The sequence below is a fragment of the Sagittula sp. S175 genome, assembly GCF_049800975.1.
Classification (GTDB): domain Bacteria; phylum Pseudomonadota; class Alphaproteobacteria; order Rhodobacterales; family Rhodobacteraceae; genus Sagittula.
The window spans coordinates 81,998-106,872 of sequence record NZ_JBNAGB010000007.1 but is presented as its reverse complement, the minus strand read 5'-3'; the positions used below and the strand labels follow the sequence as shown (position 1 = coordinate 106,872).

Genomic DNA, 24,875 nt, shown 5'->3' with positions numbered 1-24,875 from the left:
CGCAAGGCGATCGGCGCGCGCATGCGACGCGCGCATGGGGGCTCTGCCCCCGCGCTTCGCGCTCCCCCGGAGGTATTTGGACCAAGAAGAAGCAGGGGGTCAGATGAGGCTGTTCGGATTGGTTTGGGTCGTCATGGTGGCCTTTGCCGCCAATTCCGTGCTGAACCGAGCGGCGGTCGGGGCAGGGTTGATCGAACCGGTGGCCTTTGGCGTGATCCGGCTGTGGGCCGGGGCGGTGATGCTGGCGGGGCTGTGTGTCGTCCTGCGCGGCGGTCTGCGGCTGGGCGGCGCAGGGCGCGTTGGCGGCGTGATGGGGTTGCTCGCCTATATCTTTGGGTTTTCCTATGCCTACGTGGCTTTGCCCTCGGGGCTGGGGGCCTTGATCCTGTTCGGCATGGTGCAGGTCACCATGTTCGGGGGCAGCCTGTTGGCGGGGGATCGCCCGCACCTGCTGCGCTGGTTGGGGGCGGGGATGGCCTTTGCCGGGTTGGCCTGGCTGGTGCAATCGCCGGGAGTGTCCCTGATGGGGCCGAAGGGGCAGATTGGCCCGGCGCTCTTCATGGTGATCGCGGGCGTGGGTTGGGGGATCTATTCGCTGGCGGGGCGGAAGGCGGAGGACGCCTTGGCTTCGACGGCGGCGAATTTCGTCATTGCCGCGCCGCTGGCGCTTCTGGTCATGGGGGGCGATCCCGGGGCCATGACCCGTGGCGGCGTGGTGCTGGCGGTGGTTTCCGGCGCCGTGACCTCGGGACTGGGGTATGCGCTGTGGTACGCCGTCCTGCCGCGGTTGGAGGCCAGCGTCGCCGCCGTGGCGCAGCTGACCGTGCCGTTGATCGCGGCGCTGGGGGGCGTGTTGTTCCTGGGCGAGGCGCTGACGCTGAAATTCGTCACGGCTTCGGTGGTGATCCTCGGCGGCGTGGCGCTGTCGGTGCTGGGGCCGCGTTACTTCACCAGGGATTCCAAGGGGTCGTAGGCAAAGCCGTCCTCCCAAGCGAGGCGTTTCAGGCTGTCGGGTTTCAGGTGCAGCTCCTGCACCTCGGCGCGCGAGAAGAACCGTCGCGCATGCACGATGTGTTCCGGGTCCTGCCAGTCGTCCGACAGCGTGCCGCCCGTGATGGTACAGCGGAAGAACACCTCCACCTGGTGAAATGTCCCCTGCGGGTCGTGGAACTCGTTCACCAAACAGGGCAGGCCCACGGCGATGTGCAGTCCGCATTCCTCGTGCACCTCGCGCGCGAGGTTGTCCGGGATCGACGCGCCCCGTTCCACCCCGCCGCCCGGCGCGCACCACAACACACTGCCCGCCCCCTCGGGCCAGGCATTCACCAGCAGCAGCCGGTCGTCATGGAGGATCACCGCGCGGGCGGCCAATCTCGGGCCGGGTCGGGGGCCGGGCTTGGAGCTGTTCATCTCTTTCCCGTTCAGGCGGAAGGGCGTAAGGCGAGGCTATGACGCTCGAGATCACATTGGAAGGGGCGCGCGTGTTGCGCGCCGATGGCTGGGACGACGCGCCCCTGACGTTGGCCGGGGGCGTCATCGCTGACGGCACGGCGCGGCGTGTCGACCTCAATGGCTACGACATCCTGCCGGGCATCGTCGACGCCCATGGCGACGGCTTCGAACGCCATATGGCGCCGCGCCGGGGGGCCCTGCGCGAACGCGATGCCGGGATGCTGGCGGTGTCGGCCGAGCTGGCGGCCAATGGCATCACCACAGCCGTCATCGCGCAGTTCTGGTCCTGGGAAGGCGGGTTGCGCGGGCCGGAGTTCGCCCGCGAGGTTTTCGACTCGGTCGCCACCATGCGCGACAGCGTCCCCGTGGACATGCGCCTGCAACTGCGGCTGGAAACCCACTACCTCGAAAGCTTCCCCGAGGCTGAGGCGGCCATCGACGCATTCGACATCCGTTACGTGGTGTTCAACGACCACCTCCCGCATGACCGCTTGGCCGAGGGCAGGAAACCGCCGCGCCTGACCGGGCAGGCGCTGAAAAGCCGCCGCAACCCCGAGGACTACTTTCGCCTGCTGCTGGACCTGCATGCGCGGGGGCCAGAGGTGCCTGCCGCGCTGGACGCACTCTGCGCCCGGCTGGTGGCCAAGGGCGTGACACTGGGCAGCCACGATGACCGCACCGAACTGGGCCGCGCCGAATGGCGGCTGCGCGGGGCGCGCGTCTCGGAGTTCCCGGAAACGCTGGAAGCGGCGCAGGCGGCGCGCGACGGCGGTGACTTCACCGTCCTCGGCGCGCCAAACGTGGTGCGCGGCGCGTCCCATGCCGGGAATGCCTCGGCGCAGGATCTGATTGCTGCGGGGCTGTGCGATGCCTTGGCCTCGGATTACCACTACCCGTCGCCCGCGCGCGCTGCGTGGCGCTGCGTCGAACTGGGTCTGCTGGACGAGGCCGCCGCATGGGCGCTGGTCTCCAGCGGTCCGGCGCGGCTGTTGGGGCTGACGGATCGCGGCACGCTGGACCTGGGCCAGCGTGCCGATCTGCTCGTCGTCGAGCGTGAAAGCCACCGCATCGTGGCGACCATCGCGGGCGGGCAGGTCGCGTGGATGACCGGCCCGGTGGCTGAACGTTTCCTCGCTTAGGCGTCGTCACGCATGTCCGGCGGGCGGCGGACAAAGAAGCCCGCCACGATCAGCGCCAGCGACACCGCACCGCCCGTCATGAACCCGGCCCGCACGCCTGCCGCCGTGGCATGCACCACGTCCGCGCCGCCCGACGCCGCCGCAGCAGCCGCCAGCGACATGACCGACACGAACAGTGCGATCCCTGCCGCCCCGGCCACCTGCTGGGTCGTGCCCAGAACGGCGGAGCCATGGGAGTACAGTTCCTTGGGCAGCGAGCCCAGGGCCGAGGTGAACAGCGGCGTGAACAGCAGCGCCAGCCCGATGCTCAGGATCACGTGACAGACGAGGACATGCCAGACGGCGGTCTCGGCATGCAGCGTGGCCATCAGCCACAGCCCTGCGCTGACAAAGAACCCGCCCGGGATCACCAGCTTGCGCGCACCGATGCGGTCGTACAGGCGCCCCACGGTCGGTGCCATCAGCCCCATCAGCAGACCACCGGGCAGCAGCGACAGGCCCGCCTCGAGCGGCTCCATCCCCAGCACGTTCTGCATGTAGATCGGCAGCAGGATAATCATCCCGAACAGCGCCATCATGCACAGGCCCATCATCACCACCGACACGGTGAAGACGCGGTTGCCAAAGGTCCGCAGGTCCAGCAACGCACGCCCCTGCGGCGCCAACTTCAACTGGCGTGCGGCAAAGAGCGCGATCACCACGACGCCCAGCGTCAGCGGCATCCACGGTTGCACGGGCGCGGCGCCATGGCTTTCACCGATGGTCGACAGGCCATAGACCAGCGCGCCGAAACCCACCGCCGACAGTGGAACCGAGATCAGGTCCAGCGGGCGCGCCTTTGGTTCGTTCACGTTCACCAACCGGAAATACCCCAGCGCCAGCGCGGCCAGCCCGATGGGCAGCACCAACCAGAACATCCAGCGCCAGTGCAGCAGGTTCAGGATGATCCCCGAGATCGTCGGCCCGATGGCCGGCGCGACCGAGATCACGATCGAGATATTGCCCATGGTCTTGCCCCGCGTCTCTGGCGGGACGAGGCTCATGACTGTGGTCATCAAAAGCGGCATCATCATCGCCGTCCCGGTCGCCTGCACGATCCGCCCGGCGATCAATTGGCCCAGTCCCGGTGCGGTGGCGCAGATCAGCGTGCCAAAGGAAAACAGGCCCATGGCCATCAGGAACACCTGCCGCGTGGCCAGCCGTTGCAGCAGGAAACCGGTGATCGGGATCACCACCGCCATGGTCAGCAGGAAGGCCGTGGTCAGCCACTGCCCGGCGCTGGCGGTGATGCCGAGGTCGTTCATCAGGCGGGGCAGAGCCACGCCCATGATCGTCTCGTTCAGGATCACGGTAAAGGCCGAGACCAGCAGCAGCCAGATCACCTGCCGGTCACGGGCGGCGGTATCGGGTTTCACATCGGCTTGGGCAAGGGAATCAGGATCGTATGTCACGGACATCAAACAGTGCTTTCGGAGAATATTCCGGGACCGCGCGAAGCGTAACGCGCGGCGGGTGTCCGACGGAGATAATCGAACCGATCGGTTCAGGCAAGAATTATGTGCGCACAGCATTTATGTGATTATGACACATATCCTGTGCGCGATGTGTGAACAGCGCGTTCAGACATGTGAACGGTACTGCGCCCATACTCTATGCGCATGGTTTCCGCATGCTTTGCGCATGGTTTGTGCATCCCCCGAATCCGGCGCGAAGGCGCCTTCGTTAACGGGGTGCCTCAGCCGGTAACCCGGTTCACGTGCCCCATCTTGCGGCCCGCCTTGACCTCGGTCTTGCCGTACAGATGCAGCGCGCAGGCCCCGTCACGCGCCAGCTCCGGCACCCGGTCCATGTCGTCACCAATGAGGTTTTCCATGACCACGTCTGAATGCCGCTCGCCATTGCCCAGCGGCCAACCGGCCACGGCGCGGATATGCTGTTCGAACTGGTCCACGGTGCAACCGTTCTGCGTCCAATGGCCCGAGTTATGCACCCGCGGCGCGATCTCGTTGACGATCAGCTGCCCCGGTGTGACGAACAACTCGACCCCCATGACGCCGACATAATCCAGCGCGTTCAATATCTTGCCCGCCAGCAGCACGGCATCCGTCGCCAGCCGCGCCGGGATCTTGGCGGGCACCGTCGTGGTCCGCAGGATACCGCCTTCGTGCACGTTCTCGCCGGGATCAAAGGCCGAGACCTGCCCGTCCTGGCTGCGCGCTGTGATGACCGAGACCTCCAGCGAGAAGTCCACGAACCCTTCGAGGATCGCCGGAGCGCCCGCCATGTCCGCCAGCGCCTGCTCTGCGTCCTCGGGGGTGCGCAACCGCGCCTGCCCCTTGCCGTCATAGCCGAACCGTCGGGTCTTCAGGATCGAGGGCGTGCCGATGGCCTTCACGGCCTCCGCCATACCGTAGACATCCGCCACATCCGCAAAGGGTGCCGTCGCCAGCCCCAGCTCCTGCAAGAAAGTCTTCTCGGTCAGGCGGTCCTGCGAGATCCGGAGCGCCTCGCGGTTCGGATGGATTGGCTTCAGGGCTTCCAGAATATCCAGCGCCGAAGTCGGAATGTTTTCAAACTCGTAGGTGATGACATCGACACTGTCGGCAAAGCGCTTAAGCGCCTCGGCATCCTCGTAAGACGCCTGAATATGCGCGTGCGCCACCTGCGCCGCCGGGCAATCCGCACCTGGTTCAAAGATCACCGTCCGGAACCCCAGCCGCGATGCCGCAACCGACAGCATCCGCCCCAACTGGCCGCCGCCAAGAATGCCGATGGTCGATCCGGTGGGAAGGGGCGTGGTCATGGTGGGGTCTCCTGTGCTGACAGGCTTTTGGCGCGGCTCGGCCAACAAGGCAAGGGGGAGGGGCGCTGCCCCTCGGCCTCACCCCGCAGTATTTGGACCAAGAAGACACCGAAAGCGCGTTCCCTGCTTCTTTGGTTTTTCAAATACCCTCGGGGGAGGCGCCCCGCGAGGGGCGGCGGGGGCAGAGCCCCCTTTTCCCTGTCAGTCCCGCACCGGCTCATCGGCGATGGAGGCAGACAGCGCCTCGCGCCAGGCGTCCAGCCGCTCGGCCAGCGCCGGGTCTTCGTTGGCAAGAATTGCGGCTGCCATCAGGCCCGCATTCTTGGCTCCGGCGCCGCCGATCGCCATGGTGGCAACGGGAAAACCGCGCGGCATCTGAAGGATGGAATACAGCGAATCCACGCCGGACAGCGCCTTTGTCTGGACCGGTACGCCGATCACCGGCACGCGGGTCTTGGAGGCCATCATGCCGGGCAGGTGCGCCGCGCCGCCGGCGCCCGCGATGATGACTTTCAGACCCCGCTCGGCAGCGGTCTTGCCGTAGGTCCAAAGACGGTCAGGCGTGCGATGGGCCGAAACGATCTTGCACTCGTAGGGCACAGCCAGTTCATCGAGCGCATCGGCGGCTTCCTTCATTGTCGGCCAGTCCGATTGGCTGCCCATGATGATGCCGATCTGAATGGTCATTCACGCCTCTCCGTCCTTCAGGAAGCGCGGACTATATCGGGATTTGACACAGGGGCAATGCGGCGCCCGGAGGCGATCCGCGCCGTGGTACGTTGCGGTAACACCTTCGCAAGCCTTCGGCGCTTTACTGTCCGCGTGCAAATTGGACAGGATTTTCCGGAACAGATCGTCGCTGTCGACGTCAGGCGATAATATCAGGCAGCAACCGGTCTTCGATCAGGGCGATCCTGTCCTTCAGAACCAGCTTCTTTTTCTTGAGGCGTTGCAGCGTGATCTGGTCGGCGGTGCCGGTGGCCTGCAACGCATGGATGGCTTCATCCAGATCGCGATGTTCGCGCCGGAACACCTCCAGTTCGACCCGCAGCACGTCTTCGCTTTTCATCGACAGGTCCGATGGCGCGTTCATGGAAGTGCTCCTGACAGGTCTACAGAGTTGTTAACATAGCGATTCGAAGGCTTCACGCAAAGGGCCTTGCGCGCGTCAGGAGCGTTTCCCATATTCAAATTGTGCCGGTTGCCGTCAGGGACCGGGGCGAAACGGTCGCTTGGTTCAAGGGCTGAAAGGGATGACATGACGAAACTGACACTGGGGTCCTACCCCCACATGCTGGGCTTCGAGCAACTGGAGCGGTTGCTTGAGCGGACGGCAAAATCCTCTGAGGGGTATCCGCCCTTCAATATCGAGCAGACCTCCGACAGATCCTATAGAATCACCCTCGCCGTCGCGGGCTTCCGCGAGGAGGACCTGGCCATCACGGTCGAGGACCGGCAGCTGGTGATCCGCGGGCGGTCGCGCGACGACGGCGCAGAGCGCGTATTTCTGCATCGCGGCATTGCCGCGCGTCAATTTCAACGCACATTTGTTTTGGCGGACAACGTCGAGGTGGGCGAAGCTGTGATGGAGAACGGCTTGCTGCATGTCGACCTCACGCAGAGCGCGCCGGAAACGGTGGTGCAGACGATCACGATCAGGAAGGGGTAAGGCAATGCATGTCAAATACGACTTTTCCAGGCTGATGGACGAGGGCCGCACGGTCTACGTGCGTTCGGTCAAGGCCGCAGATCTGCCCGACGAGGTGCGCGAGCAGGTCGGCAACCGAGAGACGCTGTACGCGGTGCACCGCGCCGACGGCGAGCGGCTGGCGCTGGTCAAGGACCGCAAGCTGGCCTTCGTGCTGGCGCGTCAGAACGACCTCGCGCCGGTGACGGTGCACTAAACCTAAAACGGCAAAAGCCGGGCGCTGGCCCGGCTTTCACGTCTGTCAAGTTGCGGCGCTTACTGCGCGGCGATCAGGCCCATGCTTTCCAGCTTCAGGATCACCTGGTGGGCACAGTTGTCCACTTCGACATTCTCGGTCTCGACGGACAGTTCCGGATTCTGCGGCACGTCGTAGGGGTCGGAGATGCCGGTGAACTCCTTGATCTTGCCTTCGCGTGCCAGCTTGTACAGTCCCTTGCGGTCGCGCTTTTCGCATTCCTCGATCGAGGTGGCCACGTGCACCTCGATGAAGGCACCGAACTGTTCGATCTCTTCGCGCACGTGGCGGCGGGTGGCCGCGTAGGGCGCGATGGGCGCGCAGATGGCGATGCCGCCGTTCTTGGTGATCTCGGACGCGACGTAGCCGATGCGTTTGATGTTCAGGTCGCGGTGTTCCTTCGAGAAGCCAAGCTCCGACGACAGGTTTTTCCGCACGATGTCACCATCAAGCAGCGTCACCGGGCGACCACCCATCTCCATCAGCTTGACCATCAGCGCGTTGGCGATGGTCGACTTGCCCGAGCCGGAGAAGCCGGTGAAGAACACGGTGAAGCCCTGCTTGGACCGCGGCGGCTTGGTGCGGCGCAACTCGCTGACCACCTCGGGGAAGGAAAACCACTCGGGGATCTCCAGACCTTCCTGAAGGCGGCGGCGCAGTTCGGTGCCGGAGATGTTCAGGATGGTGATATTGTCCTTGTCGGCGATCTCGTCCATCGCCTCGTACTGGGCGCGCTCCTGCACATAGACCATGTGCTTGAAGTCAACCATTTCAGCGCCGATCTCGGACTGATGCGCGCGGTACAGATCCTGCGCGTCATACGGACCGTAGAAATCCTCACCGGCCGAGTTCTTGCCGGGGCCGGCGTGGTCGCGGCCGACGATGAAGTGGGTGCAGCCATGGTTTGCGCGGATCAGGCCGTGCCAGACCGCCTCGCGGGGGCCTGCCATGCGCATGGCGAGGTTCAGCAGCGACATGGTGGTGGTCGATGCCGGGTACTTGTCCAGAACCGCCTCGTAGCAGCGCACACGGGTGAAGTGGTCGACGTCGCCGGGCTTCGTCATGCCGACGACCGGGTGGATCAGCAGGTTGGCCTGCGCTTCCTTGGCGGCGCGGAAGGTCAGTTCCTGGTGCGCGCGGTGCAGCGGGTTGCGGGTCTGGAAGGCCACGACCTTGCGCCAGCCGAGCTTGCGGAAATAGGCGCGCAGCTCGTTCGGGGTGTCGCGACGACCACGGAAGTCATAGTGCACGGGTTGCTGGATGCCGGTCACCGGGCCGCCGAGGTAGACGTTGCCCGCCGTGTTGTGCAGGTAGTTCACCGCCGGATGCGCATCGTCATCGGCACCAAAGACCTTCTCGGCTTCGTTCGCCTTGTTCGGCACCCATTTGTCGGTGACGGTCATGGTGGCGAGGATCACGCCTTCCTGGTCGCGCAGGGCGATGTCCTGGCCGATCTCGATCTTGTCGGCAAAGGCGTCCGTCACGTCCAGCGTGATGGGCATCGGCCACAGGGTGCCGTCCGCCAGGCGCATGTTTTCGACGACGCCGTTGTAATCTTCTTCCGACAGGAAGCCCTTCAGCGGGTTGAAGCCGCCGTTCATCAGCAGTTCTAGGTCGCAGATCTGGCGCGGGGTCAGGTCGTGCGAGGTCAGCTCGGCGGCTTCGACCTTCAGTTTCTGGGCGCTGTCGTACGAGACGTACAGTTCGGGGATGGGCGCGAGGTTCGATTGCATCAGGGTACTCCTGTACTTCAAGGGCATGAGGTCGCCCACGGAGCCGGTCAGCTCCGCGTGCAGCGCCGCGTATTCGGCGAATTTACGGGACAGGAAGGCCTGGATCAGGCGTTCCCGGGTGGCCATCCCTTTGGGGGTCAGGCCGTAGGCGAACCGCTGGCGGCGGTCCGGCCCCTTGCGTTCGGACACGGTGACAAGTCCGGCTTCGGTCGCAGCGCGCAGCTGCGCGTTCAGCCGGCCCAGCGACACGCCGATTGCTTCTGCAATGGTGCGCTGGCTCGCGCCGGGGGCCTTTTCCAGATGGCGCAGCAACAGGAACAGCTGATCGTTGTCAGCTGCCTCTGCCGTGTCTGCGATGATCCGGGGCGCATCCATGCGAGGGACTCAATATGTGTTCACGGCTGAACGCATGTCATCTTTCGCAGGTGCAGAAAACCCTTTTTCGGCCCGTGCGGCGTTTTTCCGCGCGGTGTCGCCCGTGCAACATGCCAATGCTTCCGGCCGGATCAGCGGTCAGCGGAGGGCGAGGACCACGCGCAACCCGCCATCCGGACGCGGGATAGGCATGCGTTTCCAGTGGATTTCCCCACTGTCCGCCCGTGCGATCCGGCGGGTGGGAAGTAGTGCGTGGCAGAAGGCTTTAACCTGCATGGTCGAAAAATGCATCCCGATGCACTTGTGCGCCCCGCCGCCGAAGGGTGCCCAGGCAAAGCGGTGGCTGCGATCTTCGGCGCGGTTTTCCGAGAAGCGGTCCGGGTCGAAATCATCCGGGTTGGTCCAAAAGGCTGGATCGCGCTGGATCAGGGCGTTCTGCACCGACACGTAGGTGCCTGCCGGGATCGCATGACCCCGCCATTCGAAATCGCGCAGGGCGCGGCGCGGTGTGATCTGCACTGGCGGCATCAGCCGCAGCGCCTCGCGGAACACGCGGTCGGTCAGCGGAAAGTCGTCCAATGTCTCGGGCGTAAGCTCCGGCACGGCGGCGCATTCATCGGCCAGCCGGTCCTGCCAGTCGGGGTGCTCGCACAGCGCCTGCACCATGGTCGTCAGCGCGCTTGCCGTGGTGTCATGCGCCGCCATCAGCAGGAAATTGAAGTGGTCCACGATCTCTTGATCGGTCCAGCCTTTGCCGTCGTCGTCCGTCGCCCGACACATCTGGGAAAAGAAATCGAGGCCATCGCCCGCGCGCCGCTTTGCGATCATCTTGCGGAAGTGATCCGTCAGCATCAGCCGCGCGTTCACCCCGCGCCGCCGCTTGGTAAAGGGCAGGGGCTTCTGGATCACCGTCACCGCGGCGTCGACTTCGGCGATGAAGGCGCGGTTCAGCGCATCCGTCGATGGGTCATCCAGCGCCAGCCCCATGAAGACATGCGCGCCCACGCGCAGGGTCAACTCCTTGATCGCGGCGTAGAAATCGAATGGCGTGTCCAGCGGCCAGTCCCGCAGCATCCGCGCCAGCGCCGGTGCCATCATGGTCAGGTAGGCGTCCATCGCGGGTTTGCGAAACGCGGTCTGCATCAGGCGGCGATGCGCGCGGTGGTCGTCGAAATCGCGCAGCATCAGCCCACCGGGGAACAGCACCTTCAGCGTCTCCCAGCCCTCAGCATTGGAGAACAGTCGGTCCGGGTCGGTCAGCACGTATTCCATCGCATCGGCAGAGGACAGCGCCACGCGCAGCGCCCCAGCACATGCACGCGGTAGACCTCGCCCAATCGCGCGCGGCAGTCGCGGTGAAGGCCATAGCTGTCGCGCAGCAGGTCCAGCGTGTTGCCGACCAGCGGCTTCGCCTTGGCGGCGGGGATGTGAGAGAGGGGGTGGGCCATGACCGCGCCTTTTGTTCGGACAGCGCGGTCATTCTATCATCGGTTGCGCGGTGGGGGGAAGGTGTCAGTCCTCGCCGTCACCCATCAGGCCCCAGCCGTCGGGCTGAAAGCCATGGTCCAGCGCGATGCGCGTGGCGACTTCCTCGCCCAGCCAGATGGCGTCGGCGGATACGATCTGTTCGTAAAGCGTCGCGACCAGGTAAGGGCCGTCGGCCTCGGGGTCATCGTCGACCCATTCGCAGTCATAGCCCTCGTCCGCCAACGCCTGGGCCAGCGGTTTCCAGTCCGACTTGGTGTCAGGAACGAGGAAATAGTCGAGATCCGCGAATTCCGGCAGGCCGGGGCCGTCGCGCAGTTCGGCATAGGACGCGCGTGTCTCGGCGCGCTGAGCGGCGTAATCATGGTCGGACATGGTGTCTCCGAAAGAAATGGCCCCGACGCTAAGGCCGGGGCGGGGATGAATCAGTGACCGGCTGCGACGGGTGCGCCGTGGCCCAGCGGCTCGGTCGTGTCCTTCTCGGGCGTCGACGGATCGTCCAGACCCTGCTCGGCCAGCCAGCGTTCTGCCTCGAGCGCGGCCATGCAGCCCATGCCGGCGGAGGTCACTGCCTGCCGGTACTTGTGGTCGGTCAGGTCACCGGCGGCAAAGATGCCGGGGATCGAGGTCTCGGTCGAATCGGGTTTAGTGACCACGTAGCCGCCCATGTGGGTTTCCAGCACGTCCTTCACCAGCTCGCTGGCGGGTGCGTGACCGATGGCGACGAACACGCCCTCGCAGGGGATTTCCTTGATCTCGCCTGTGTTGACGTTCTTCACCTTCACCCCGGTCACGCCCTTGGGCATGGCGGTGCCGACGACCTCGTCCAGCTGGTGATGCCAGAGGGTTTCGATCTTGGGGTGCTTCATCAGGCGATCCTGAAGGATCTTCTCGGCGCGCAGCTCGTCGCGGCGGTGGATCAGCGTCACCTTCGACGCGAAGTTCGTCAGGAACAGCGCTTCTTCGACGGCGGTGTTGCCGCCACCGATCACGACGATCTCCTTGCCGCGGTAAAAGAACCCGTCACAGGTTGCGCAGGCAGAAACGCCGAAGCCCTTAAAGGCCTCTTCCGACTCCAGCCCCAGCCACTTTGCCCGCGCGCCGGTGGCGAGGATGATCGCGTCGGCGGTATAGGTGGTGCCGCTGTCGCCATGCGCGACAAATGGACGGACGTCGAAGTCGATCTTGGTAATGATGTCGCCGATGATTTCGGTGCCCATGGCGCGCGCGTGCGCCTCCATGTTGACCATCAGGTCGGGGCCTTGAATCTCGGTGTGGCCGGGCCAGTTCTCGACCTCGGTGGTGGTGGTCAGCTGGCCCCCGGGCTCGAGGCCCTGAACCAGAAGGGGCTTCAGCATGGCGCGCGAGGCATAGACACCGGCGGTATAGCCCGCGGGGCCGGAACCGATGATTAGAACCTTGGTGTGGCGGGTGTCGGACATGTCAGCCTCCGGTGCATTCGGGTCGGAACGGGTTTCGACATGCATATAACCGCTGTCCGCGCAGGTGCAATGCGGCGCCGTGCTGCGTGATGAGGCAGAAATTTCCCGCTCTGTTAATAAAATTTCGCATTCACGAAATAATATTGCGCGTGACCATGGGGCTGGTATAACAAACGCGAAAACGCGACGCGCGGGAGTTGTCCCGTTGGGAGGCGCTGTTTCCCGCAGACGGTGGGTGAGGTCAATCCCGAACGGCTCCAGATTGGGTCGGGTCGCAGTAGAATTTTGGAGAACCGCATGCCGTCGCACCGGCTTGATCCCATTGACCGCAAGATCCTGTCCGAACTGCAAGCGGACGGGCGCATGACGAACGTCGAACTGGCCAAGCGCGTGGGGATTTCCGCGCCGCCCTGCCTGCGCCGGGTGCGTGTGCTGGAGGAACAGGGCTACATCCAGGGCTACCACGCCGACGTGGACGCGCGGGCGCTGGGCTTCGAGGTGCAGGTCTTCGTGAACGTCGGGCTTGTGTCACAGGCCGAAAGCGATCTGTCCGCTTTCGAACAGCGCTGCCGCGCATGGCCGCTGGTCCGCGAATGCCACATGCTGAACGGCGAGGTGGATTTCATCCTGAAATGCGTCGCGCCGGACCTGTCGACATTCCAGAGCTTCCTGACCGGCGAACTGCTGACCGCGCCGAACGTCGCCAGCGTCAAGACCTCGCTGGTCATTCGCGGCGCCAAGGACGAGCCGGGCGTGCCCTTCGACGTGCTCGAGGAACGCCTGAGCCGGATGGCCTGACGACCATGCAAAGAGGGCGGGAAAATCCCGCCCTTTGCGTTTTCAGGTATTGATCAGGCTTTCGACCACTTCGCGGGTGGTCCTTGTGGCGCAAGTTTCGCCAAAATCGCCAAGTGTTTCGAGGTGCGGGAACAACGCCATGAAAAGCGCGCGGGTCTTGGCGCCCAGGTTCTGACTGGCGCCATTGCCGGGGTGGAAGGTTTCGATCTCGACACCACCCACGTTCAGCGTCGTATGGCGACGCACCATCAGATGATACAACTGCACGGACCCGGCGGGCGCCACTTCGAGGAAGCGGTCACCGTCGGTATACTCGGTCACCGGGGCCAGCACAGCCTCCTGCCCGAGCAGGGTCTTGAGTTTCTGATGACGGATGACCATGCGGGCCGCCGGGCCAAGCAGCAGGTCCATGGGAGGCTGGCCAAGACCCATCGCATCGGCGGTGATTCGGGTCAGGTGGGTCAGCAGCGTGGCATCGTCGGCGCGATGCGGGATGTAGGTGGTGGAACCGATCCAGGTGATGGGTTCTGCCCCCATGGCAGTCTGGATGTAGTCGCCGGGGATCAGGTCTTCGACTGCGACGGGGCCACGGACGGTTTCGATCAGGGTGCCACGGGCAAAGGCCGAGGCGCATTCCTCGAACAGGGGCGCAGCGGGAGCAGTCACCTGCACGAAGTCGGCTGTGAGATCGGGGCGCAGGACGGATATTTCGAAGCGGCGCATCAGCGGGGTGGCGCGGCGCTGAGACTCGTCGGCGCGGGACGGGGCTGCAGAGGGCAGGCTGCCTGCGAAGGCAGCGGGCGAGAACCCGCGGTGGAGACTGGACATATGCATACCCCTCAAAAGGGTCACATCCGTGTTGGCCCCCACCAACAACGACAGAAGGACGTTTGGTTTCGCGTCTTCGTTGATGACGAATAAGCCCCAATTCGCAAGTTCTGTCAAAATTGGTGGGAGGAATCCGGTAGAACGCCCCCTAATCCCGGCGCAGTTCGCCAGATTGTAAATCAGGCGTGAACGTTTTCGCCCCAATTCGCCGAATCGAACGCGAATCGGCATCGTCGGCTTGGTGATCCGGGGGCACGAAAAAGGGCGAGGACAGCGTCCTCGCCCGTTCAGGAGGTCGGGCGCTTGGGGCGGCCCGTCTTGGAGGTCATTCGGGAGGTGTTCCGAGAGGTCATTCGGGAGATCCCTCGGGTGGTATCCGGTCAGGCGGTTTTGCGCAGCGGCAGGGCCTCGGCCTTGCGGCGGGCGATCATCTTGGCGCGCGGGGCACCACGCTCCCACGGCATGCGGTTGTTTTCGCAGGCCTTGGCGGTTTCGACGATCGACTTGATGAAGCGCGACTTGGTTTTCATTGTTGCGTCCTTCCGGGTCCTGTCTGCTCGGGCGGGCGGTTCTGGCGGCCCTGCCTCGTGATCTGAACCCAGTTTTCGCCGCCAATTGGGGCGGACTTGTGACACGAATTGGATAATACGGGGGAGGCTTTGGGATTGTTTCCAGGCGAGCGTCAGAGCCGAATGGCCGAGATCAACCGCCCGTAGTCGGCTTCCTTCGCATGGGTGGCACGACGGTAGGAGTAGAACCGATCAGGGTCGGAATAGGTGCAATGCCGTGTCCATTCGGCATTCACACCGGCAGTCCGCAGGCGGTGCAGGCCATAGGCGGGCAGGTCGAACATCATGCGATCGCCCTCGCCGCCTGCGAAGAAACGACTGTTGTCCGGGTCTTCGGCCATGAAGTCGTCGAGGAATTCCGGCCCGACTTCGTAGGCGCTCTGGCTGATCGACGGACCGACCACGGCATAGATCGTTTCCCGTTCCGCGCCGAGTGCCAACATGGCGTCGATGGTTGCCTCCAGCACTCCATCCAGCGCCCCGCGCCAGCCCGCGTGCGCGGCTCCGATCACGTCGTTCTCCGGGTCGGCGAACAGCACCGGCTGGCAGTCAGCCGTCAGTACCGCCAAAGCAATACCGGGGGTGTTGGTCACCAGCGCATCTGCCTTGGGGCGCGGGTCGCTCAAGGCCTCCGTCACGGTGACCACGTCGGGCGAATGCACCTGATGCACGGTCACCAGCGCCGACAGGTCGACACCCATGGCATCGGCAACTCGGCCACGGTTGATCTGCACGATCTCGCTTTGGTCCGACGACCCCGGCCCGCAGTTCAGTCCGGAGAACACGCCCGAAGACGCGCCGCCACGCCGGGTAAAGAACCCGTGGCGGAAGGGAGACAGACTGTCGGCGGTGATGATCTCGAGCGTCATGGATAGGGCTTATACCGTTTCGGTGCCGGGTGGTGGCGGAGTGCCCTCGGGATGCAGGGCCAGTACCTTGAACAGTGACCCCATTTCCGAGGGGTGCGTCAACCGGCGATGTGCGGCGATGTGGCTTTCCAGCGCGGCACCGCTGAGGCGCTGTGCAAGAGCCTGTGCGCGGGCCGTGATGCCGAGCCGTTCGAGGAACACACCCTGCGGGGTCAGGGCGCTGTGCCGCGCAGGAGCGGCGGCTTGCGCCAGCGCCTCGAAATCCACGTGGGCGGTCAGGTCGGCCTGTCCCGGTTGGGCAAAGGGATCGACAGGCGCATGGGATTGCAGGGCCTGAAAGGTGTCGCCGATGGAGCGCCAGCCGCCATAGTCGACGATCAGCGCGGCCCCGCCGTGTTCGGCGATGCGGCGGCCAATGTCCTGCGCCATGGCCTGCGCGGGGGCGCAGGTCTCGACGATCTGGCCTTCGGTGGTGTCGTCCAGTCGGTGGTCGAGTATCTCGACCGGCGCGGGATCGGTCAGCCCCAGCGCCAACGTACCGTCGTGCAGACCGACGACGCGCTCCTGCCAGCCCTTCGCGTGGCGCTGAAACTGGCGGACCGGCAAGGCGTCGAAGAACTCGTTGGCGACGAGGAACAGCGGTCCTTCGGGCAGGGTCAGCAGGCTGTCGTGGAAGGTCGCCGTGGCGATGCGCTCCGCCTGTGCGGTGCGCAGGGTGGGGGAGGTTTCCACCAGATGCACCTGCGCCGAATCGTGAAAGCCCGGCACGCGGGCCGTGGCGCGCAGGATGTCGGCCATCAGGGTGCCGCGTCCGGGGCCGAGTTCCGCGAGGATAACCGGCGCGGGCGACCCCTGGTCCAGCCATGCCTGCGCCAGCGCAAGGCCGACAAGCTCTCCGAACATCTGGCTGATTTCCGGTGCGGTGGTGAAATCGCCCTTGGCGCCCAGTGGGTCGCGGGTCGTGTAATAGCCCAGCGTCGGGTGGGACAGGCACAGCCCCATGTATTCCGCCAGAGTCAGCGGACCGGTGCGGGAAATCTGCCGTTCGATCAGGTCCTTGAGCCTCATGCGCGGCGTGACCGGATCAGGAAGACCACGCCAATGGCGATCATCGCGAGGCTCAGCAGCTGGCCCTGGGTCAGGCCCGCGCCACCGAACTGGATCGCATAACCGACCGGGTCCGTGGCAGAGGTGAATTGCTCGTCCGGCTGACGCACGAATTCAACGAGGATGCGCGCCGCTGCATAGCCGATGAAGAACACCGCAGCGATCACGCCGGGCCGCTTCAGCGCGCCGCGCCATGCCAGGGTGAGCAGGATGAGACCGAGCAGAAGCCCTTCGAGGCCAGCCTCGTAAAGCTGGCTGGGGTGACGGGCACAAAGTTCGCCCATGACCTGCCCGCAGGCCTGCGCCGCCTCGCCCGGAAAGATCACGCCCCATGGTAGATCGGTGGGCCTCCCCCAAAGCTCGGCGTTGACGAAATTCGCCAGTCGTCCCAGCAAAAGCCCCGGAGGCGTCGCAAGTGCCAGCATGTCGGCGGTCGAGAGGATCGGCGCGCGGTTCTTCAGGCACCAGATCCAGGTCGCGACGACAACCCCCAGAAGCCCGCCGTGGAAGGCCATCCCGCCCTGCCAGATCATGAGGATCTCGGCAGGATGAGAAAGGTAATATCCTGCATTGTAAAAGAAAACGTAACCGATGCGTCCGCCGAGGATGACGCCCAGAATGATCCAGGTCAGAAGGTCTTCGATCTGGCCGGGGGTGGCGGGCGGCTGCTGGCGGGGCCAGAGGCCCGGGCGCTTGACCGCCGAGACGGCGATGCGCCAGCCGATCAGGATGCCCGCGATATAGGCCAGCGCGTACCAGCGGAGCGCAAAATGCATCCCGAAGAGGTCGAAGGAGATCAGTTCGGGCGAGAGGTTCGGAAAGGGGATGGCGGCGATCATGCGGCGGGATGCCCTTGTGTCGTGGCGGAGGTCAACCTTGAGGCTGGCGCCTATGCAGCCCATATAGGAGGGGAATGCAACGCCGGAGTGACCCATGCAGACGCGCAACAAGGTTTTTGACGATCTCTCGCAACTGATGACCAACGCCATGGGCGTGGCCCAAGGCGCACGGGAGGAGGCGGAGACCGCCTTCAAGGGAATGATCGACCGCTGGCTGGCGGATCGCGATTTCGTGACCCGCGAGGAATTCGACGCGGTGCGCGGAATGGCGCAGAAAGCCCGCGAAGAGAACGAGACGCTGAAGGCGCGCATCGCGGCGCTGGAAGAGAAGATCAAGTAAGCGGTGTCCGCCTCGCGGCGGACTCGAGGTTTTGCGCCGTGCTTCGCACGTCGCGGTTGGCGAGGGGCGCTGCCCCTCGCGCGGCCCTCGGACTGTCCTTCGGACACTCCGCCCCTGCGGGGATCGGGCCTCTCCCCGAGGTATTTGAGAAACCAAAGAAGCAGGGGCGCAGCGCCTGGTCCGATTGGTATACCGTTTGACTTTCTCGCCCTCCGTGGTGTTTGTGTGAGCGCAAACACGGAGGCGGCTTATGTATCTTGGACTGGATCTTGGGACTTCGGGGCTGCGGGCATTGCTGGTGGATGGTGGTGGCCAGCCGGTGACGAGTGTCGCGGAGAGTTATGTGACCACGCATCCGCATCCCGGCTGGTCCGAGCAGGACCCGGCCGTCTGGGTGGCTGCCGTCGATAAGGTGCTGTGCCGCATGGCGGCAGAGCGGCCGTCAGAGATGGCCGCCGTGCGCGGCATCGGTGTTTCGGGGCATATGCACGGGGCGGTCTGTCTGGACGCGGCAGGCTCGGTCGTGCGGCCCTGCATCCTGTGGAACGACACGCGGTCCCATGTCGAGGCGGCCGCTCTGGACGCCATCGCGCAGGTGCGGGACCTGTCCGGGAACATCGTCTTTCCGGGGTTCACGGCGCCGAAGCTGGCCTGGATGGCGGCACATGAGCCGGAGGCTTTCGCCCGCGTGGCGACAGTCGTCCTGCCCGCTGGCTACATGAACTTTCACCTGACCGGCGAGGCCTTTGCCGACATGTCGGATTCGGCAGGCACATCCTGGCTGGACGTCGGGGCGCGCGATTGGTCCGAGGTGCTTTTGTCCGCCGGAGGCATGACGCGCGAGCAGATGCCGCGTCTGGTCGAAGGCTCGGAGGTGGGCGGTACGCTGCGCCGCGATCTGGCCGCCCGTTGGGGGATGTCCCCGGGTGTTTCGGTGGTCGGCGGGGCAGGGGACAATGCGGCCTCGGCCTGTGGCGTGGGGGCCATGCGTGAGGGCGAAGGCTTTGTTTCGCTTGGGACTTCGGGTGTTTTGCTGACGGGGCGGGATGGCTACGCGCCGAAACCCGAGAGTGCTGTTCACACCTTCTGCCATGCGGTGCCGGACCAGTGGTACCAGATGGGCGTGATCCTTGCGGCGACGGATTCGCTGAACTGGCTGTCGCGCGTGACGGGCGCGACTCCTGCGGAGCTGTCGCAGGAGTTGGGCGATACCATCAGCGGCCCGGCGCGGTTGCGGTTTTTGCCCTACCTGTCGGGCGAGCGGACGCCGCACAACGATGCCCGTATACGGGGTGGTTTCCTGAACATCGAGCAGGCCACGGATCGCCGTGCCATGACGCAGGCGGTGATGGAGGGCGTGGCCTTTGCGCTGGGCGATTGCGCGCGGGCGCTGGGACAGACAGGCGTTGACCTGCGATCGCTGCTGGCGATCGGCGGTGGGGCGGCCTCGCGCTACTGGGTGGAGACGATTGCCACGGTGCTGGGCGTGCCGCTGGACCTGCCCGAGGCCGGTGATTTCGGCGCGGCTTTGGGCGCGGCGCGGCTGGCCATGGTGGGCTGCGGCGCTGGAACTGTCGAGGAGGTGATGGTGCGGCCCGGCGTGCGGGCGACGGTAGAGCCGGTTGCGGCGCTTCAAGGTACCTATGCCGAAGCCTTCGATGCCTATCGCGCGACCTATCCGGCCATTCGCGACTTGGCCTGAGAACTTTGGGAGGAGATTGATATGACTGAATTTTTCGACGGTATTGCCGCGCTGGCATACGAGGGGCCGGAGAGCAACTCGGAGCTGTGCTACCGCCACTACAACCCCGACGAGGTGGTACTTGGCAAGCGCATGGAGGATCACCTGCGCTTTGCGGTCGCTTGGTGGCATTCCTTTGCCTGGGAAGGGGGCGATCCCTTTGGCGGGCAGACCTTCGAGCGGCCATGGCACCCGCAGGACGACATGGGGCGGGCCAAGATGAAGGCCGACGTGGCCTTCGAGATGTTCGAGAAGCTGGGCGTGCCCTTCTACTGCTGGCACGACGCGGACATCCGCCCGGAGCAGGGGAACTATGCGGGTAATCTCAGGACCTTGGAAGAGATCACCGACTACATGGCCGAGAAGCAGGAAAGCGCGAAGGTGCGCTGCCTGTGGGGGACGGCCAACATGTTCTCGCATCGGCGCTGGATGGCGGGGGCCTCGACCAACCCCGACCCGGAGGTCTTTGCCTATGCGGCGGCGACGGTGAAGGGGTGCCTCGACGCGACGATGAAGCTGGGCGGCGAGAATTACGTGCTTTGGGGTGGACGCGAGGGCTATGAGACCCTGCTGAACACCGACATGGGGATGGAGCTGGACCACATGGGCCGATTCCTGTCCATGGTCGTTGATTACAAACACAAAATCGGCTTCAAGGGCACCATCTTGGTGGAGCCTAAGCCGCAGGAGCCGTCGAAGCATCAGTATGACTATGACGCCGCCACCTGCATCGGGTTCCTGCGCAAGTATGGTCTTGAAAACGAAGTGAAATTGAACCTCGAACAGGGGCACGCGATCCTTGCGGGGCATTCGTTCGAGCATGAAATCGCAGTGGCCGCTGCGGAGGGGATGCTGGGCAGCATCGACATGAACCGCAACGACTACCAGTCGGGCTGGGACACGGACCAGTTCCCCAACAACGTGCCCGAGGTGGCGCTGGCCTATTACCACATCCTGAAGGCGGGCGGACTGGGCACGGGTGGCACCAACTTCGACGCCAAGCTGCGGCGGCAAAGTATTGATCCGATTGATCTTTTGGCTGGGCATGCGGGCGGCATGGACGTCTGCGCGCGGGGCCTGAAGGCGGCGGCGACGATGATCGAGGACGGCGGGCTGGAGCAGGCTCTGACTGAGCGCTATGCCGGGTGGAAGACGCCGCAGGCGCAGGAGATGCTGGGATCGGACCTTGCGTCCCTGCAAAAGCGCGTTCTGGATGAGGGCATCGAGCCCGAGCCGCGCTCGGGCCGTCAGGAGCGGCTGGAGAATTACGTCAACAGGTTTGTATGACGGGTTAATCCGCGCCGTTTGGCCCGGTTTCGGCAAGGCCGCGTGCAAGGGTTAACCCGGCGCGCGGCCATTTTCGTGCGATATCTTGTGGGGCGTCCGCTGTGGGATACCACGCATTAAGGCACATTTACAGATGTTGACGGTTTTTAACGGCAGAACCGGCCGGTTCGCCCCCGGTTTCCGGCCGGTTGTTAAGGTTTGCACCGCGTCCGGCGTCGAGGCCCATTAACGACCGGGGGAGTCGGGGTGAAACCCCGACCTACGCCTGCCGAACCCGGCTGCCCCGGATCACCCGCGCGCCGGAATGATCTGCTGCACGATGCCGACGAGGATCAGGTAGACCGAGGTCACGATCAGTCCCCAGTGCGCCCAGCTTTCTGGGTGGAATTCGACCCAGGCGGCCCAGCCCGCGAAGAAGGTCCAGGCCAGCGCAATGGGCAGCGACAGGCTGCGCCAGCGTTCGGTGCGGACGGGGTGGATGAATTTCAGCGGCAGGAACATCGCGACGGCCAGAACGGTGATGAGCGCGAGGATCACCCAGAACCCCGGCTTGATCGCGAAGAGCACGAGGATCAGCATGTTCCAGCAGCCCGGGAAGCCATGGAAGGAATTGTCCGAGGTCTTCATCCGGCTGTCGGCGAAATACATGGCCGAGGCGAAAGTGATGACGATGATCGCGAACCAGCCGGTCCAGCCGGGCAGAAGGCCGCTTTGGAACAAGGCGAATGCCGGGATGAAGACATAGGTCAGGTAGTCGATGATGAGGTCCAGCAGCACCCCGTCGAAGCGCGGTGCGTTGACCTTGACGTCGTATTTGCGCGCCAGCGGGCCGTCGACGCCGTCCACGGCAAAGGCCACCACCAGCCAGAGGAACATCACCGGCCAGTTTTCCTGCACTGCGGCCAGCAGTGCCAGCATGGCAAAGACCGCGCCGGTGGCGGTCAGAAGGTGCACGGCGAGTGCGCGGGACTGGAGGGAGGTTGAGCCTGTCATGGCCCTGTCATGGCGGATTTCGCGCCCGATGGCAATTGGCAGCGCCGACGGCAAGGGGCGCCGCCCCATGCCCAACCGTAGTTGTCATGCTGTGCATGACGGATCGGGGCGCTGCCCCCTCGGCCCATGCGGGCCTCCCCCCCCGGAGGTATTTGGACCAAGAAGAAGCAGGAGCGGGGTGCCTGCTTCTTCTTGGTCCAAATACTCATCTTCGCGCCGCGGGCGCGCTCAACCCTCGCGGGGTGGCGTGCGCATCAGGTCGGAGAGTTGGCCGAGTTCCATGCCAAAGCCCTGCGTCACGGCGCGGGCGGCGCGATGGCGGGCTTCGTCGGGTTTGTTCTGGTTGAGTTTGAAGGTGCTGTCGATTGCAGTGACCTGCAGCCGGAAGGGCAGGATCATGCGCAGGAAGCGGCTGGTGGTGTCCTCGGACATCTTGTCCATGGTCCAGGGCGTCTTGTCGGGGATGTAGTCCTCTAAGGCAGCGGATTGCGCGGCGAGCATATCGGGCAGGCTGTCGTGCGGCATCGGGTGCAGGGTGCCGGTCAGGTGCACGGCGATGTAGTTCCAGGTCGGCACCTGGTCGTCCATCTCGTACCAGTCGGGCGAGATGTAGCCGTCGGGGCCACTGACGGCCAGCTTCACCGGCAGGGGGGCGGTGCAGGCGCGGGCGATGGGGTTGGAGCGGGCGAGATGAAGCTGCGCCTCGGTCCCGTCTTCGTTCAGCAGGAAGGGGATGTGGGCGAGGTCGGGCACCTCTGTGGTGGCCGCGATCAGGATGCCGAAGCTGCGGGCGCGGGCAAAGGCGATGGCCTCGGGCGCGGCGGTTTTGCGGAAGGTGGGATTCGGGTGCATCGGCGGTCCCCCTGCTGTGCCCGTGTTGGGTGACACGGCGGGGCGGGCGCGTAAAGCGGGGGTGCCGCAGATTGCGCGGCGCCTATGGCCGCGCGACTACAGGTCAGATGGGGGAAGCGGTCAGTTGCGTGCCGCTGTGGCCGGTGATGCGCGCGGTGACGAGCTGGCCGACCGGTTGCGGCATTTCGAAACGCGCCTCGGTGAACTGTTCGGTGCGGCCCATGCCGGGGGCTTCCATCAGGATGCGGTGCGTCTGGCCGTGCTGCGCGGCGAGGTGGCGTTCGACGGCGGCGTCTCCGGCGGCGCGCAGGCGGGCGGCGCGCTCCTTGATCACCGGGCCGGCCACGCGGTTCGGGATCTTGGCCGCAGGCGTGCCGGGACGGGCCGAGTAGGGGAAGACGTGCAGCCAGGTGAGGCTGCAGGCCTCCACCAGCGACAGCGAGTCGGCGAAGTGTTCGTCGGTCTCGGTCGGGAAGCCTGCGATGATGTCCGCGCCGAAGGTGATCTCGGGGCGGAGCTTGCGGGCGTCCTCGGTGAAGCGGATGGCGTCGTCGCGCAGGTGGCGGCGCTTCATGCGCTTGAGGATCAGGTCGGAGCCGTGTTGCAGCGAGAGGTGCAGGTGCGGCATGAGGCGCGGCTCGGTCGCGATGGCCTGCATCAGGTTGTCGTCCGCCTCGATCGAGTCGATGGAGGAGATGCGCAGGCGCGGCACGTCGGTCAGCTTGAGGATGCGCATGACCAGATCGCCGAGGCGCGGTTCGCCCGGCAGGTCGGCGCCCCACGAGGTGAGGTCGACGCCGGTCAGGACGACCTCGTTGAAGCCCTCCTGCACGAGGCGCTTGATCTGGTCGATGACCACGCCCGCCGGGACGGACCGGGAATTGCCGCGGCCGTAGGGGATGATGCAGAAAGTGCAGCGGTGGTCGCAGCCGTTCTGGACCTGCACGTAGGCGCGCGACCGGGCGCCGAAGCCGTCGATCAGGTGGGCGGCGGTTTCCTGCACCGACATGATGTCGTTGACCATGACGCGCTCTGTCTCGCCGATGAAGTTCGGGGAGAGCTTGGTCCATGTCTCGGGGGCGAGTTTCTCGGTGTTGCCGATGACGTGGGTGACCTCGTCCATCTGCGCGAAGGAGTCCGGGTCGATTTGCGCCGCGCAGCCGGTGACGATCAGCGGCGCGTCGGGGTTGTCGCGCCGCAAGCGGCGGATTTCCTTGCGCGCCTTGGCGACGGCCTCGGAGGTGACGGCGCAGGTGTTCACGATCAGCGCGTCGGTGAGGCCCGCGTCCTGTGCGAGGCGCTTCATCGCCTCGGTTTCGTAGGCGTTGAGGCGGCAGCCGAGGGTGGTGAACTTCGGCGTATTCTGGGGCGCGTCAGACATCTGGCAGACCTTGCGACAGCCAATCGGGCGTCAGCACGCCAGAGAAGACATGCGCGGTTGGGCCGGTCATCCAGACGCCGTCCTCGCGCCAGTCGACGTGCAGCGTGCCGCCATCGAGGTCGATGCGGACCTTGCGCCCGGTCAGGCCGCGCCGCGCGGCGGCGACGGCGGTGGCACAGGAGGACGAGCCGGAGGCCAGCGTCAGCCCCGCGCCGCGCTCCCAGACGCGCATCCGCAGGTGATCCGGGCCGACCAGCGACGCCACCTGCACATTGGTGCGCTGCGGGTACAGCGGGTGGTGTTCGATGGTCGGGCCAAAGGCGACGATATCCACCGCCTCGGCGTCATCCACGAAAAAAGTGCAATGCGGGTTGCCCATCGACGTGGCCACCGGGTCGCCGTCGATGGGCAGGTGCAGGGTGTCCACCTCGACCTTCAGCGGGATCTTCCACCAGTCCAGCACCGGCCGGCCCATGTTGACGGAGGTCAGCCGCCCGCCCATGTCGCGGGCCTGCAACGCGCCGTGTTCCGTGGTCAGGGTCAGGGCGTCGCGCCCGGTCTCGTCCATCAGGAAGCGCGCGATGCAGCGGGTGGCATTGCCACAGGCCGCCGAGGTCGAGCCGTCCGAGTTCAGGAACACCAGATGCGCGTCGGCATTGCCGCCGTCCTCGATCAGCGCCAGCTGGTCGAATCCCACGCCCATGTGCCGGTCGGCCAGACGCATGGCGAGCGCCGGGGTCACCTCGACCTTTTGGGCGCGGGCGTCGATGACGACGAAATCATTGCCCAGCCCATGCATCTTCATGAAGGGCAGGCCGTGGGCGAAAGGGGAGTCGGGCGTCTGGGTCATGGCGGGCATATACGCCTGACGGTGCGGTTTCGCCAGAGGGGCGCTTTGC

General features: G+C 65.3%; 27 protein-coding genes. 8 read left to right on the top strand and 19 right to left on the bottom strand.

Annotated elements, in window-relative coordinates; translation table 11 throughout:
* Window positions 1-103: 103 nt before the first annotated feature.
* On the top strand, window positions 104-973 hold the full coding sequence (locus tag ACP16H_RS10970) for a DMT family transporter (RefSeq protein ID WP_425072332.1): 870 nt from the start codon (window positions 104-106) through the stop codon (window positions 971-973).
* On the opposite strand, the gene ACP16H_RS10965 is transcribed toward ACP16H_RS10970, so the two are convergent.
* A complete protein-coding gene (locus tag ACP16H_RS10965) occupies window positions 943-1,410 on the bottom strand; it encodes an NUDIX domain-containing protein (protein ID WP_425072331.1) in 468 nt (155 codons plus the stop codon). The two genes, ACP16H_RS10970 and ACP16H_RS10965, sit on opposite strands and share 31 nt — an antisense overlap.
* Window positions 1,411-1,448: 38 nt before the next feature.
* Between ACP16H_RS10965 and ACP16H_RS10960 the strand changes: the two genes are divergently transcribed.
* Entirely contained in the window at window positions 1,449-2,591 is a 1,143-nt protein-coding gene (locus ACP16H_RS10960; protein ID WP_425072330.1) for an alpha-D-ribose 1-methylphosphonate 5-triphosphate diphosphatase, read from the top strand.
* Here ACP16H_RS10960 and ACP16H_RS10955 read toward each other — a convergent pair.
* The 4 genes from ACP16H_RS10955 to ACP16H_RS10940 all read right to left on the bottom strand — a co-directional run bounded on the left by ACP16H_RS10955 (window position 2,588) and on the right by ACP16H_RS10940 (window position 6,487).
* Window positions 2,588-4,048 carry an MDR family MFS transporter gene (locus tag ACP16H_RS10955; RefSeq protein WP_425072329.1) on the bottom strand — a complete coding sequence of 487 codons (1,461 nt, stop codon included), beginning with the start codon at window positions 4,046-4,048 and terminating at the stop codon, window positions 2,588-2,590. The two genes, ACP16H_RS10960 and ACP16H_RS10955, sit on opposite strands and share 4 nt — an antisense overlap.
* A gap of 278 nt (window positions 4,049-4,326) precedes the next feature.
* Window positions 4,327-5,394 (bottom strand): 5-(carboxyamino)imidazole ribonucleotide synthase, encoded by a 1,068-nt coding sequence (locus ACP16H_RS10950; RefSeq protein WP_425072328.1) that lies wholly within the window; start codon window positions 5,392-5,394, stop codon window positions 4,327-4,329.
* Between the two features lie 201 nt (window positions 5,395-5,595).
* Entirely contained in the window at window positions 5,596-6,081 is a 486-nt protein-coding gene (gene purE, locus ACP16H_RS10945) for a 5-(carboxyamino)imidazole ribonucleotide mutase (RefSeq protein WP_425072327.1), read from the bottom strand.
* A 181-nt stretch (window positions 6,082-6,262) separates the two neighbouring features.
* Complete coding sequence (locus ACP16H_RS10940) at window positions 6,263-6,487, bottom strand: YdcH family protein (protein ID WP_425072326.1); 225 nt, start codon at window positions 6,485-6,487, stop codon at window positions 6,263-6,265.
* A 165-nt stretch (window positions 6,488-6,652) separates the two neighbouring features.
* On the opposite strand from ACP16H_RS10940, the gene ACP16H_RS10935 reads away from it, so the two are divergent.
* Together ACP16H_RS10935 and ACP16H_RS10930 are read left to right on the top strand one after the other, a co-directional pair.
* Entirely contained in the window at window positions 6,653-7,063 is a 411-nt protein-coding gene (locus ACP16H_RS10935; protein WP_425072325.1) for an Hsp20 family protein, read from the top strand.
* Window positions 7,064-7,067: 4 nt separating this feature from the next.
* Window positions 7,068-7,298, top strand: a complete 231-nt coding sequence (locus tag ACP16H_RS10930) for a DUF1150 family protein (protein ID WP_425072324.1) — start codon at window positions 7,068-7,070, stop codon at window positions 7,296-7,298.
* 59 nt (window positions 7,299-7,357) lie between these two features.
* On the opposite strand, the gene ACP16H_RS10925 is transcribed toward ACP16H_RS10930, so the two are convergent.
* From ACP16H_RS10925 to trxB, 5 genes are all read right to left on the bottom strand, one after another.
* Window positions 7,358-9,445, bottom strand: a complete 2,088-nt coding sequence (locus tag ACP16H_RS10925) for a bifunctional sulfate adenylyltransferase/adenylylsulfate kinase (protein ID WP_425072323.1) — start codon at window positions 9,443-9,445, stop codon at window positions 7,358-7,360.
* Between the two features lie 138 nt (window positions 9,446-9,583).
* Entirely contained in the window at window positions 9,584-10,741 is a 1,158-nt protein-coding gene (locus tag ACP16H_RS10920; protein ID WP_425072322.1) for a cytochrome P450, read from the bottom strand.
* On the bottom strand, window positions 10,702-10,893 hold the full coding sequence (locus ACP16H_RS10915) for a hypothetical protein (RefSeq protein ID WP_425072321.1): 192 nt from the start codon (window positions 10,891-10,893) through the stop codon (window positions 10,702-10,704). The genes ACP16H_RS10920 and ACP16H_RS10915 overlap by 40 nt, the downstream gene beginning before the upstream one ends.
* Before the next feature lie 64 nt (window positions 10,894-10,957).
* On the bottom strand, window positions 10,958-11,305 hold the full coding sequence (locus ACP16H_RS10910; RefSeq protein ID WP_425072320.1) for a ribonuclease E inhibitor RraB: 348 nt from the start codon (window positions 11,303-11,305) through the stop codon (window positions 10,958-10,960).
* A gap of 50 nt (window positions 11,306-11,355) precedes the next feature.
* Complete coding sequence (trxB, locus tag ACP16H_RS10905; RefSeq protein WP_425072319.1) at window positions 11,356-12,372, bottom strand: thioredoxin-disulfide reductase; 1,017 nt, start codon at window positions 12,370-12,372, stop codon at window positions 11,356-11,358.
* A gap of 297 nt (window positions 12,373-12,669) precedes the next feature.
* On the opposite strand from trxB, the gene ACP16H_RS10900 reads away from it, so the two are divergent.
* The gene (locus ACP16H_RS10900) at window positions 12,670-13,170 is read left to right on the top strand and encodes an Lrp/AsnC family transcriptional regulator (protein WP_425072318.1); all 501 of its coding nucleotides are present in this window, start codon (window positions 12,670-12,672) and stop codon (window positions 13,168-13,170) included.
* Window positions 13,171-13,212: 42 nt separating this feature from the next.
* Here the strand turns inward: ACP16H_RS10900 and ACP16H_RS10895 are convergent, their stop codons facing one another.
* From ACP16H_RS10895 to lgt, 5 genes are all read right to left on the bottom strand, one after another.
* On the bottom strand, window positions 13,213-13,998 hold the full coding sequence (locus ACP16H_RS10895) for a Hint domain-containing protein (protein WP_425072317.1): 786 nt from the start codon (window positions 13,996-13,998) through the stop codon (window positions 13,213-13,215).
* A gap of 380 nt (window positions 13,999-14,378) precedes the next feature.
* Entirely contained in the window at window positions 14,379-14,528 is a 150-nt protein-coding gene (locus ACP16H_RS10890) for a hypothetical protein (RefSeq protein ID WP_425072316.1), read from the bottom strand.
* A 152-nt stretch (window positions 14,529-14,680) separates the two neighbouring features.
* Complete coding sequence (gene pgeF, locus ACP16H_RS10885) at window positions 14,681-15,436, bottom strand: peptidoglycan editing factor PgeF (RefSeq protein ID WP_425072315.1); 756 nt, start codon at window positions 15,434-15,436, stop codon at window positions 14,681-14,683.
* A gap of 9 nt (window positions 15,437-15,445) precedes the next feature.
* Window positions 15,446-16,504: a class I SAM-dependent methyltransferase gene (locus ACP16H_RS10880; protein ID WP_425072314.1), complete on the bottom strand. Its 1,059-nt coding sequence runs from the start codon at window positions 16,502-16,504 to the stop codon at window positions 15,446-15,448.
* Window positions 16,501-17,382, bottom strand: a complete 882-nt coding sequence (gene lgt, locus ACP16H_RS10875; RefSeq protein WP_425072313.1) for a prolipoprotein diacylglyceryl transferase — start codon at window positions 17,380-17,382, stop codon at window positions 16,501-16,503. Before lgt ends, ACP16H_RS10880 begins: the two co-directional genes overlap by 4 nt.
* A gap of 94 nt (window positions 17,383-17,476) precedes the next feature.
* Here lgt and ACP16H_RS10870 point away from each other — a divergent pair, with 94 nt between their 5' ends.
* The 3 genes from ACP16H_RS10870 to xylA all read left to right on the top strand — a co-directional run bounded on the left by ACP16H_RS10870 (window position 17,477) and on the right by xylA (window position 20,750).
* Complete coding sequence (locus ACP16H_RS10870; RefSeq protein ID WP_425072312.1) at window positions 17,477-17,722, top strand: accessory factor UbiK family protein; 246 nt, start codon at window positions 17,477-17,479, stop codon at window positions 17,720-17,722.
* Window positions 17,723-17,972: 250 nt separating this feature from the next.
* Window positions 17,973-19,424, top strand: a complete 1,452-nt coding sequence (xylB, locus tag ACP16H_RS10865) for a xylulokinase (RefSeq protein ID WP_425072311.1) — start codon at window positions 17,973-17,975, stop codon at window positions 19,422-19,424.
* 21 nt (window positions 19,425-19,445) lie between these two features.
* Window positions 19,446-20,750: a xylose isomerase gene (gene xylA / locus ACP16H_RS10860; protein WP_425072310.1), complete on the top strand. Its 1,305-nt coding sequence runs from the start codon at window positions 19,446-19,448 to the stop codon at window positions 20,748-20,750.
* A gap of 288 nt (window positions 20,751-21,038) precedes the next feature.
* Here the strand turns inward: xylA and ACP16H_RS10855 are convergent, their stop codons facing one another.
* From ACP16H_RS10855 to dapF, 4 genes are all read right to left on the bottom strand, one after another.
* Window positions 21,039-21,743 (bottom strand): CDP-alcohol phosphatidyltransferase family protein, encoded by a 705-nt coding sequence (locus ACP16H_RS10855; RefSeq protein ID WP_425072309.1) that lies wholly within the window; start codon window positions 21,741-21,743, stop codon window positions 21,039-21,041.
* A 228-nt stretch (window positions 21,744-21,971) separates the two neighbouring features.
* Window positions 21,972-22,595, bottom strand: coding sequence for an FMN-binding negative transcriptional regulator (locus tag ACP16H_RS10850; RefSeq protein ID WP_425072308.1), 624 nt, complete (start codon window positions 22,593-22,595; stop codon window positions 21,972-21,974).
* A 103-nt stretch (window positions 22,596-22,698) separates the two neighbouring features.
* The gene (gene mtaB / locus ACP16H_RS10845; protein WP_425072307.1) at window positions 22,699-23,976 is read right to left on the bottom strand and encodes a tRNA (N(6)-L-threonylcarbamoyladenosine(37)-C(2))-methylthiotransferase MtaB; all 1,278 of its coding nucleotides are present in this window, start codon (window positions 23,974-23,976) and stop codon (window positions 22,699-22,701) included.
* Complete coding sequence (gene dapF / locus ACP16H_RS10840; RefSeq protein ID WP_425072306.1) at window positions 23,969-24,835, bottom strand: diaminopimelate epimerase; 867 nt, start codon at window positions 24,833-24,835, stop codon at window positions 23,969-23,971. Before dapF ends, mtaB begins: the two co-directional genes overlap by 8 nt.
* Window positions 24,836-24,875: the final 40 nt, after the last annotated feature.

Excerpts from the sequence above, each read along its gene's own strand:
- dapF (WP_425072306.1), bottom strand. The coding sequence starts at position 24,835 with ATGCCCGCCATGACCCAGACGCCCGACTCCCCTTTCGCCCACGGCCTG.
- xylA (WP_425072310.1), top strand. The coding sequence starts at position 19,446 with ATGACTGAATTTTTCGACGGTATTGCCGCGCTGGCATACGAGGGGCCG.
- ACP16H_RS10950 (WP_425072328.1), bottom strand. The coding sequence starts at position 5,394 with ATGACCACGCCCCTTCCCACCGGATCGACCATCGGCATTCTTGGCGGC.
- ACP16H_RS10850 (WP_425072308.1), bottom strand. The coding sequence starts at position 22,595 with ATGCACCCGAATCCCACCTTCCGCAAAACCGCCGCGCCCGAGGCCATC.
- ACP16H_RS10915 (WP_425072321.1), bottom strand. The coding sequence starts at position 10,893 with ATGGCCCACCCCCTCTCTCACATCCCCGCCGCCAAGGCGAAGCCGCTG.
- mtaB (WP_425072307.1), bottom strand. The coding sequence starts at position 23,976 with ATGTCTGACGCGCCCCAGAATACGCCGAAGTTCACCACCCTCGGCTGC.
- ACP16H_RS10855 (WP_425072309.1), bottom strand. The coding sequence starts at position 21,743 with ATGACAGGCTCAACCTCCCTCCAGTCCCGCGCACTCGCCGTGCACCTT.
- ACP16H_RS10965 (WP_425072331.1), bottom strand. The coding sequence starts at position 1,410 with ATGAACAGCTCCAAGCCCGGCCCCCGACCCGGCCCGAGATTGGCCGCC.
- xylB (WP_425072311.1), top strand. The coding sequence starts at position 17,973 with ATGTATCTTGGACTGGATCTTGGGACTTCGGGGCTGCGGGCATTGCTG.
- ACP16H_RS10925 (WP_425072323.1), bottom strand. The coding sequence starts at position 9,445 with ATGGATGCGCCCCGGATCATCGCAGACACGGCAGAGGCAGCTGACAAC.
- purE (WP_425072327.1), bottom strand. The coding sequence starts at position 6,081 with ATGACCATTCAGATCGGCATCATCATGGGCAGCCAATCGGACTGGCCG.
- ACP16H_RS10960 (WP_425072330.1), top strand. The coding sequence starts at position 1,449 with ATGACGCTCGAGATCACATTGGAAGGGGCGCGCGTGTTGCGCGCCGAT.
- trxB (WP_425072319.1), bottom strand. The coding sequence starts at position 12,372 with ATGTCCGACACCCGCCACACCAAGGTTCTAATCATCGGTTCCGGCCCC.
- ACP16H_RS10910 (WP_425072320.1), bottom strand. The coding sequence starts at position 11,305 with ATGTCCGACCATGATTACGCCGCTCAGCGCGCCGAGACACGCGCGTCC.
- ACP16H_RS10970 (WP_425072332.1), top strand. The coding sequence starts at position 104 with ATGAGGCTGTTCGGATTGGTTTGGGTCGTCATGGTGGCCTTTGCCGCC.
- ACP16H_RS10900 (WP_425072318.1), top strand. The coding sequence starts at position 12,670 with ATGCCGTCGCACCGGCTTGATCCCATTGACCGCAAGATCCTGTCCGAA.
- ACP16H_RS10890 (WP_425072316.1), bottom strand. The coding sequence starts at position 14,528 with ATGAAAACCAAGTCGCGCTTCATCAAGTCGATCGTCGAAACCGCCAAG.
- ACP16H_RS10940 (WP_425072326.1), bottom strand. The coding sequence starts at position 6,487 with ATGAACGCGCCATCGGACCTGTCGATGAAAAGCGAAGACGTGCTGCGG.
- ACP16H_RS10930 (WP_425072324.1), top strand. The coding sequence starts at position 7,068 with ATGCATGTCAAATACGACTTTTCCAGGCTGATGGACGAGGGCCGCACG.
- ACP16H_RS10955 (WP_425072329.1), bottom strand. The coding sequence starts at position 4,048 with ATGTCCGTGACATACGATCCTGATTCCCTTGCCCAAGCCGATGTGAAA.
- ACP16H_RS10935 (WP_425072325.1), top strand. The coding sequence starts at position 6,653 with ATGACGAAACTGACACTGGGGTCCTACCCCCACATGCTGGGCTTCGAG.
- ACP16H_RS10895 (WP_425072317.1), bottom strand. The coding sequence starts at position 13,998 with ATGTCCAGTCTCCACCGCGGGTTCTCGCCCGCTGCCTTCGCAGGCAGC.
- ACP16H_RS10870 (WP_425072312.1), top strand. The coding sequence starts at position 17,477 with ATGCAGACGCGCAACAAGGTTTTTGACGATCTCTCGCAACTGATGACC.
- pgeF (WP_425072315.1), bottom strand. The coding sequence starts at position 15,436 with ATGACGCTCGAGATCATCACCGCCGACAGTCTGTCTCCCTTCCGCCAC.
- ACP16H_RS10880 (WP_425072314.1), bottom strand. The coding sequence starts at position 16,504 with ATGAGGCTCAAGGACCTGATCGAACGGCAGATTTCCCGCACCGGTCCG.
- lgt (WP_425072313.1), bottom strand. The coding sequence starts at position 17,382 with ATGATCGCCGCCATCCCCTTTCCGAACCTCTCGCCCGAACTGATCTCC.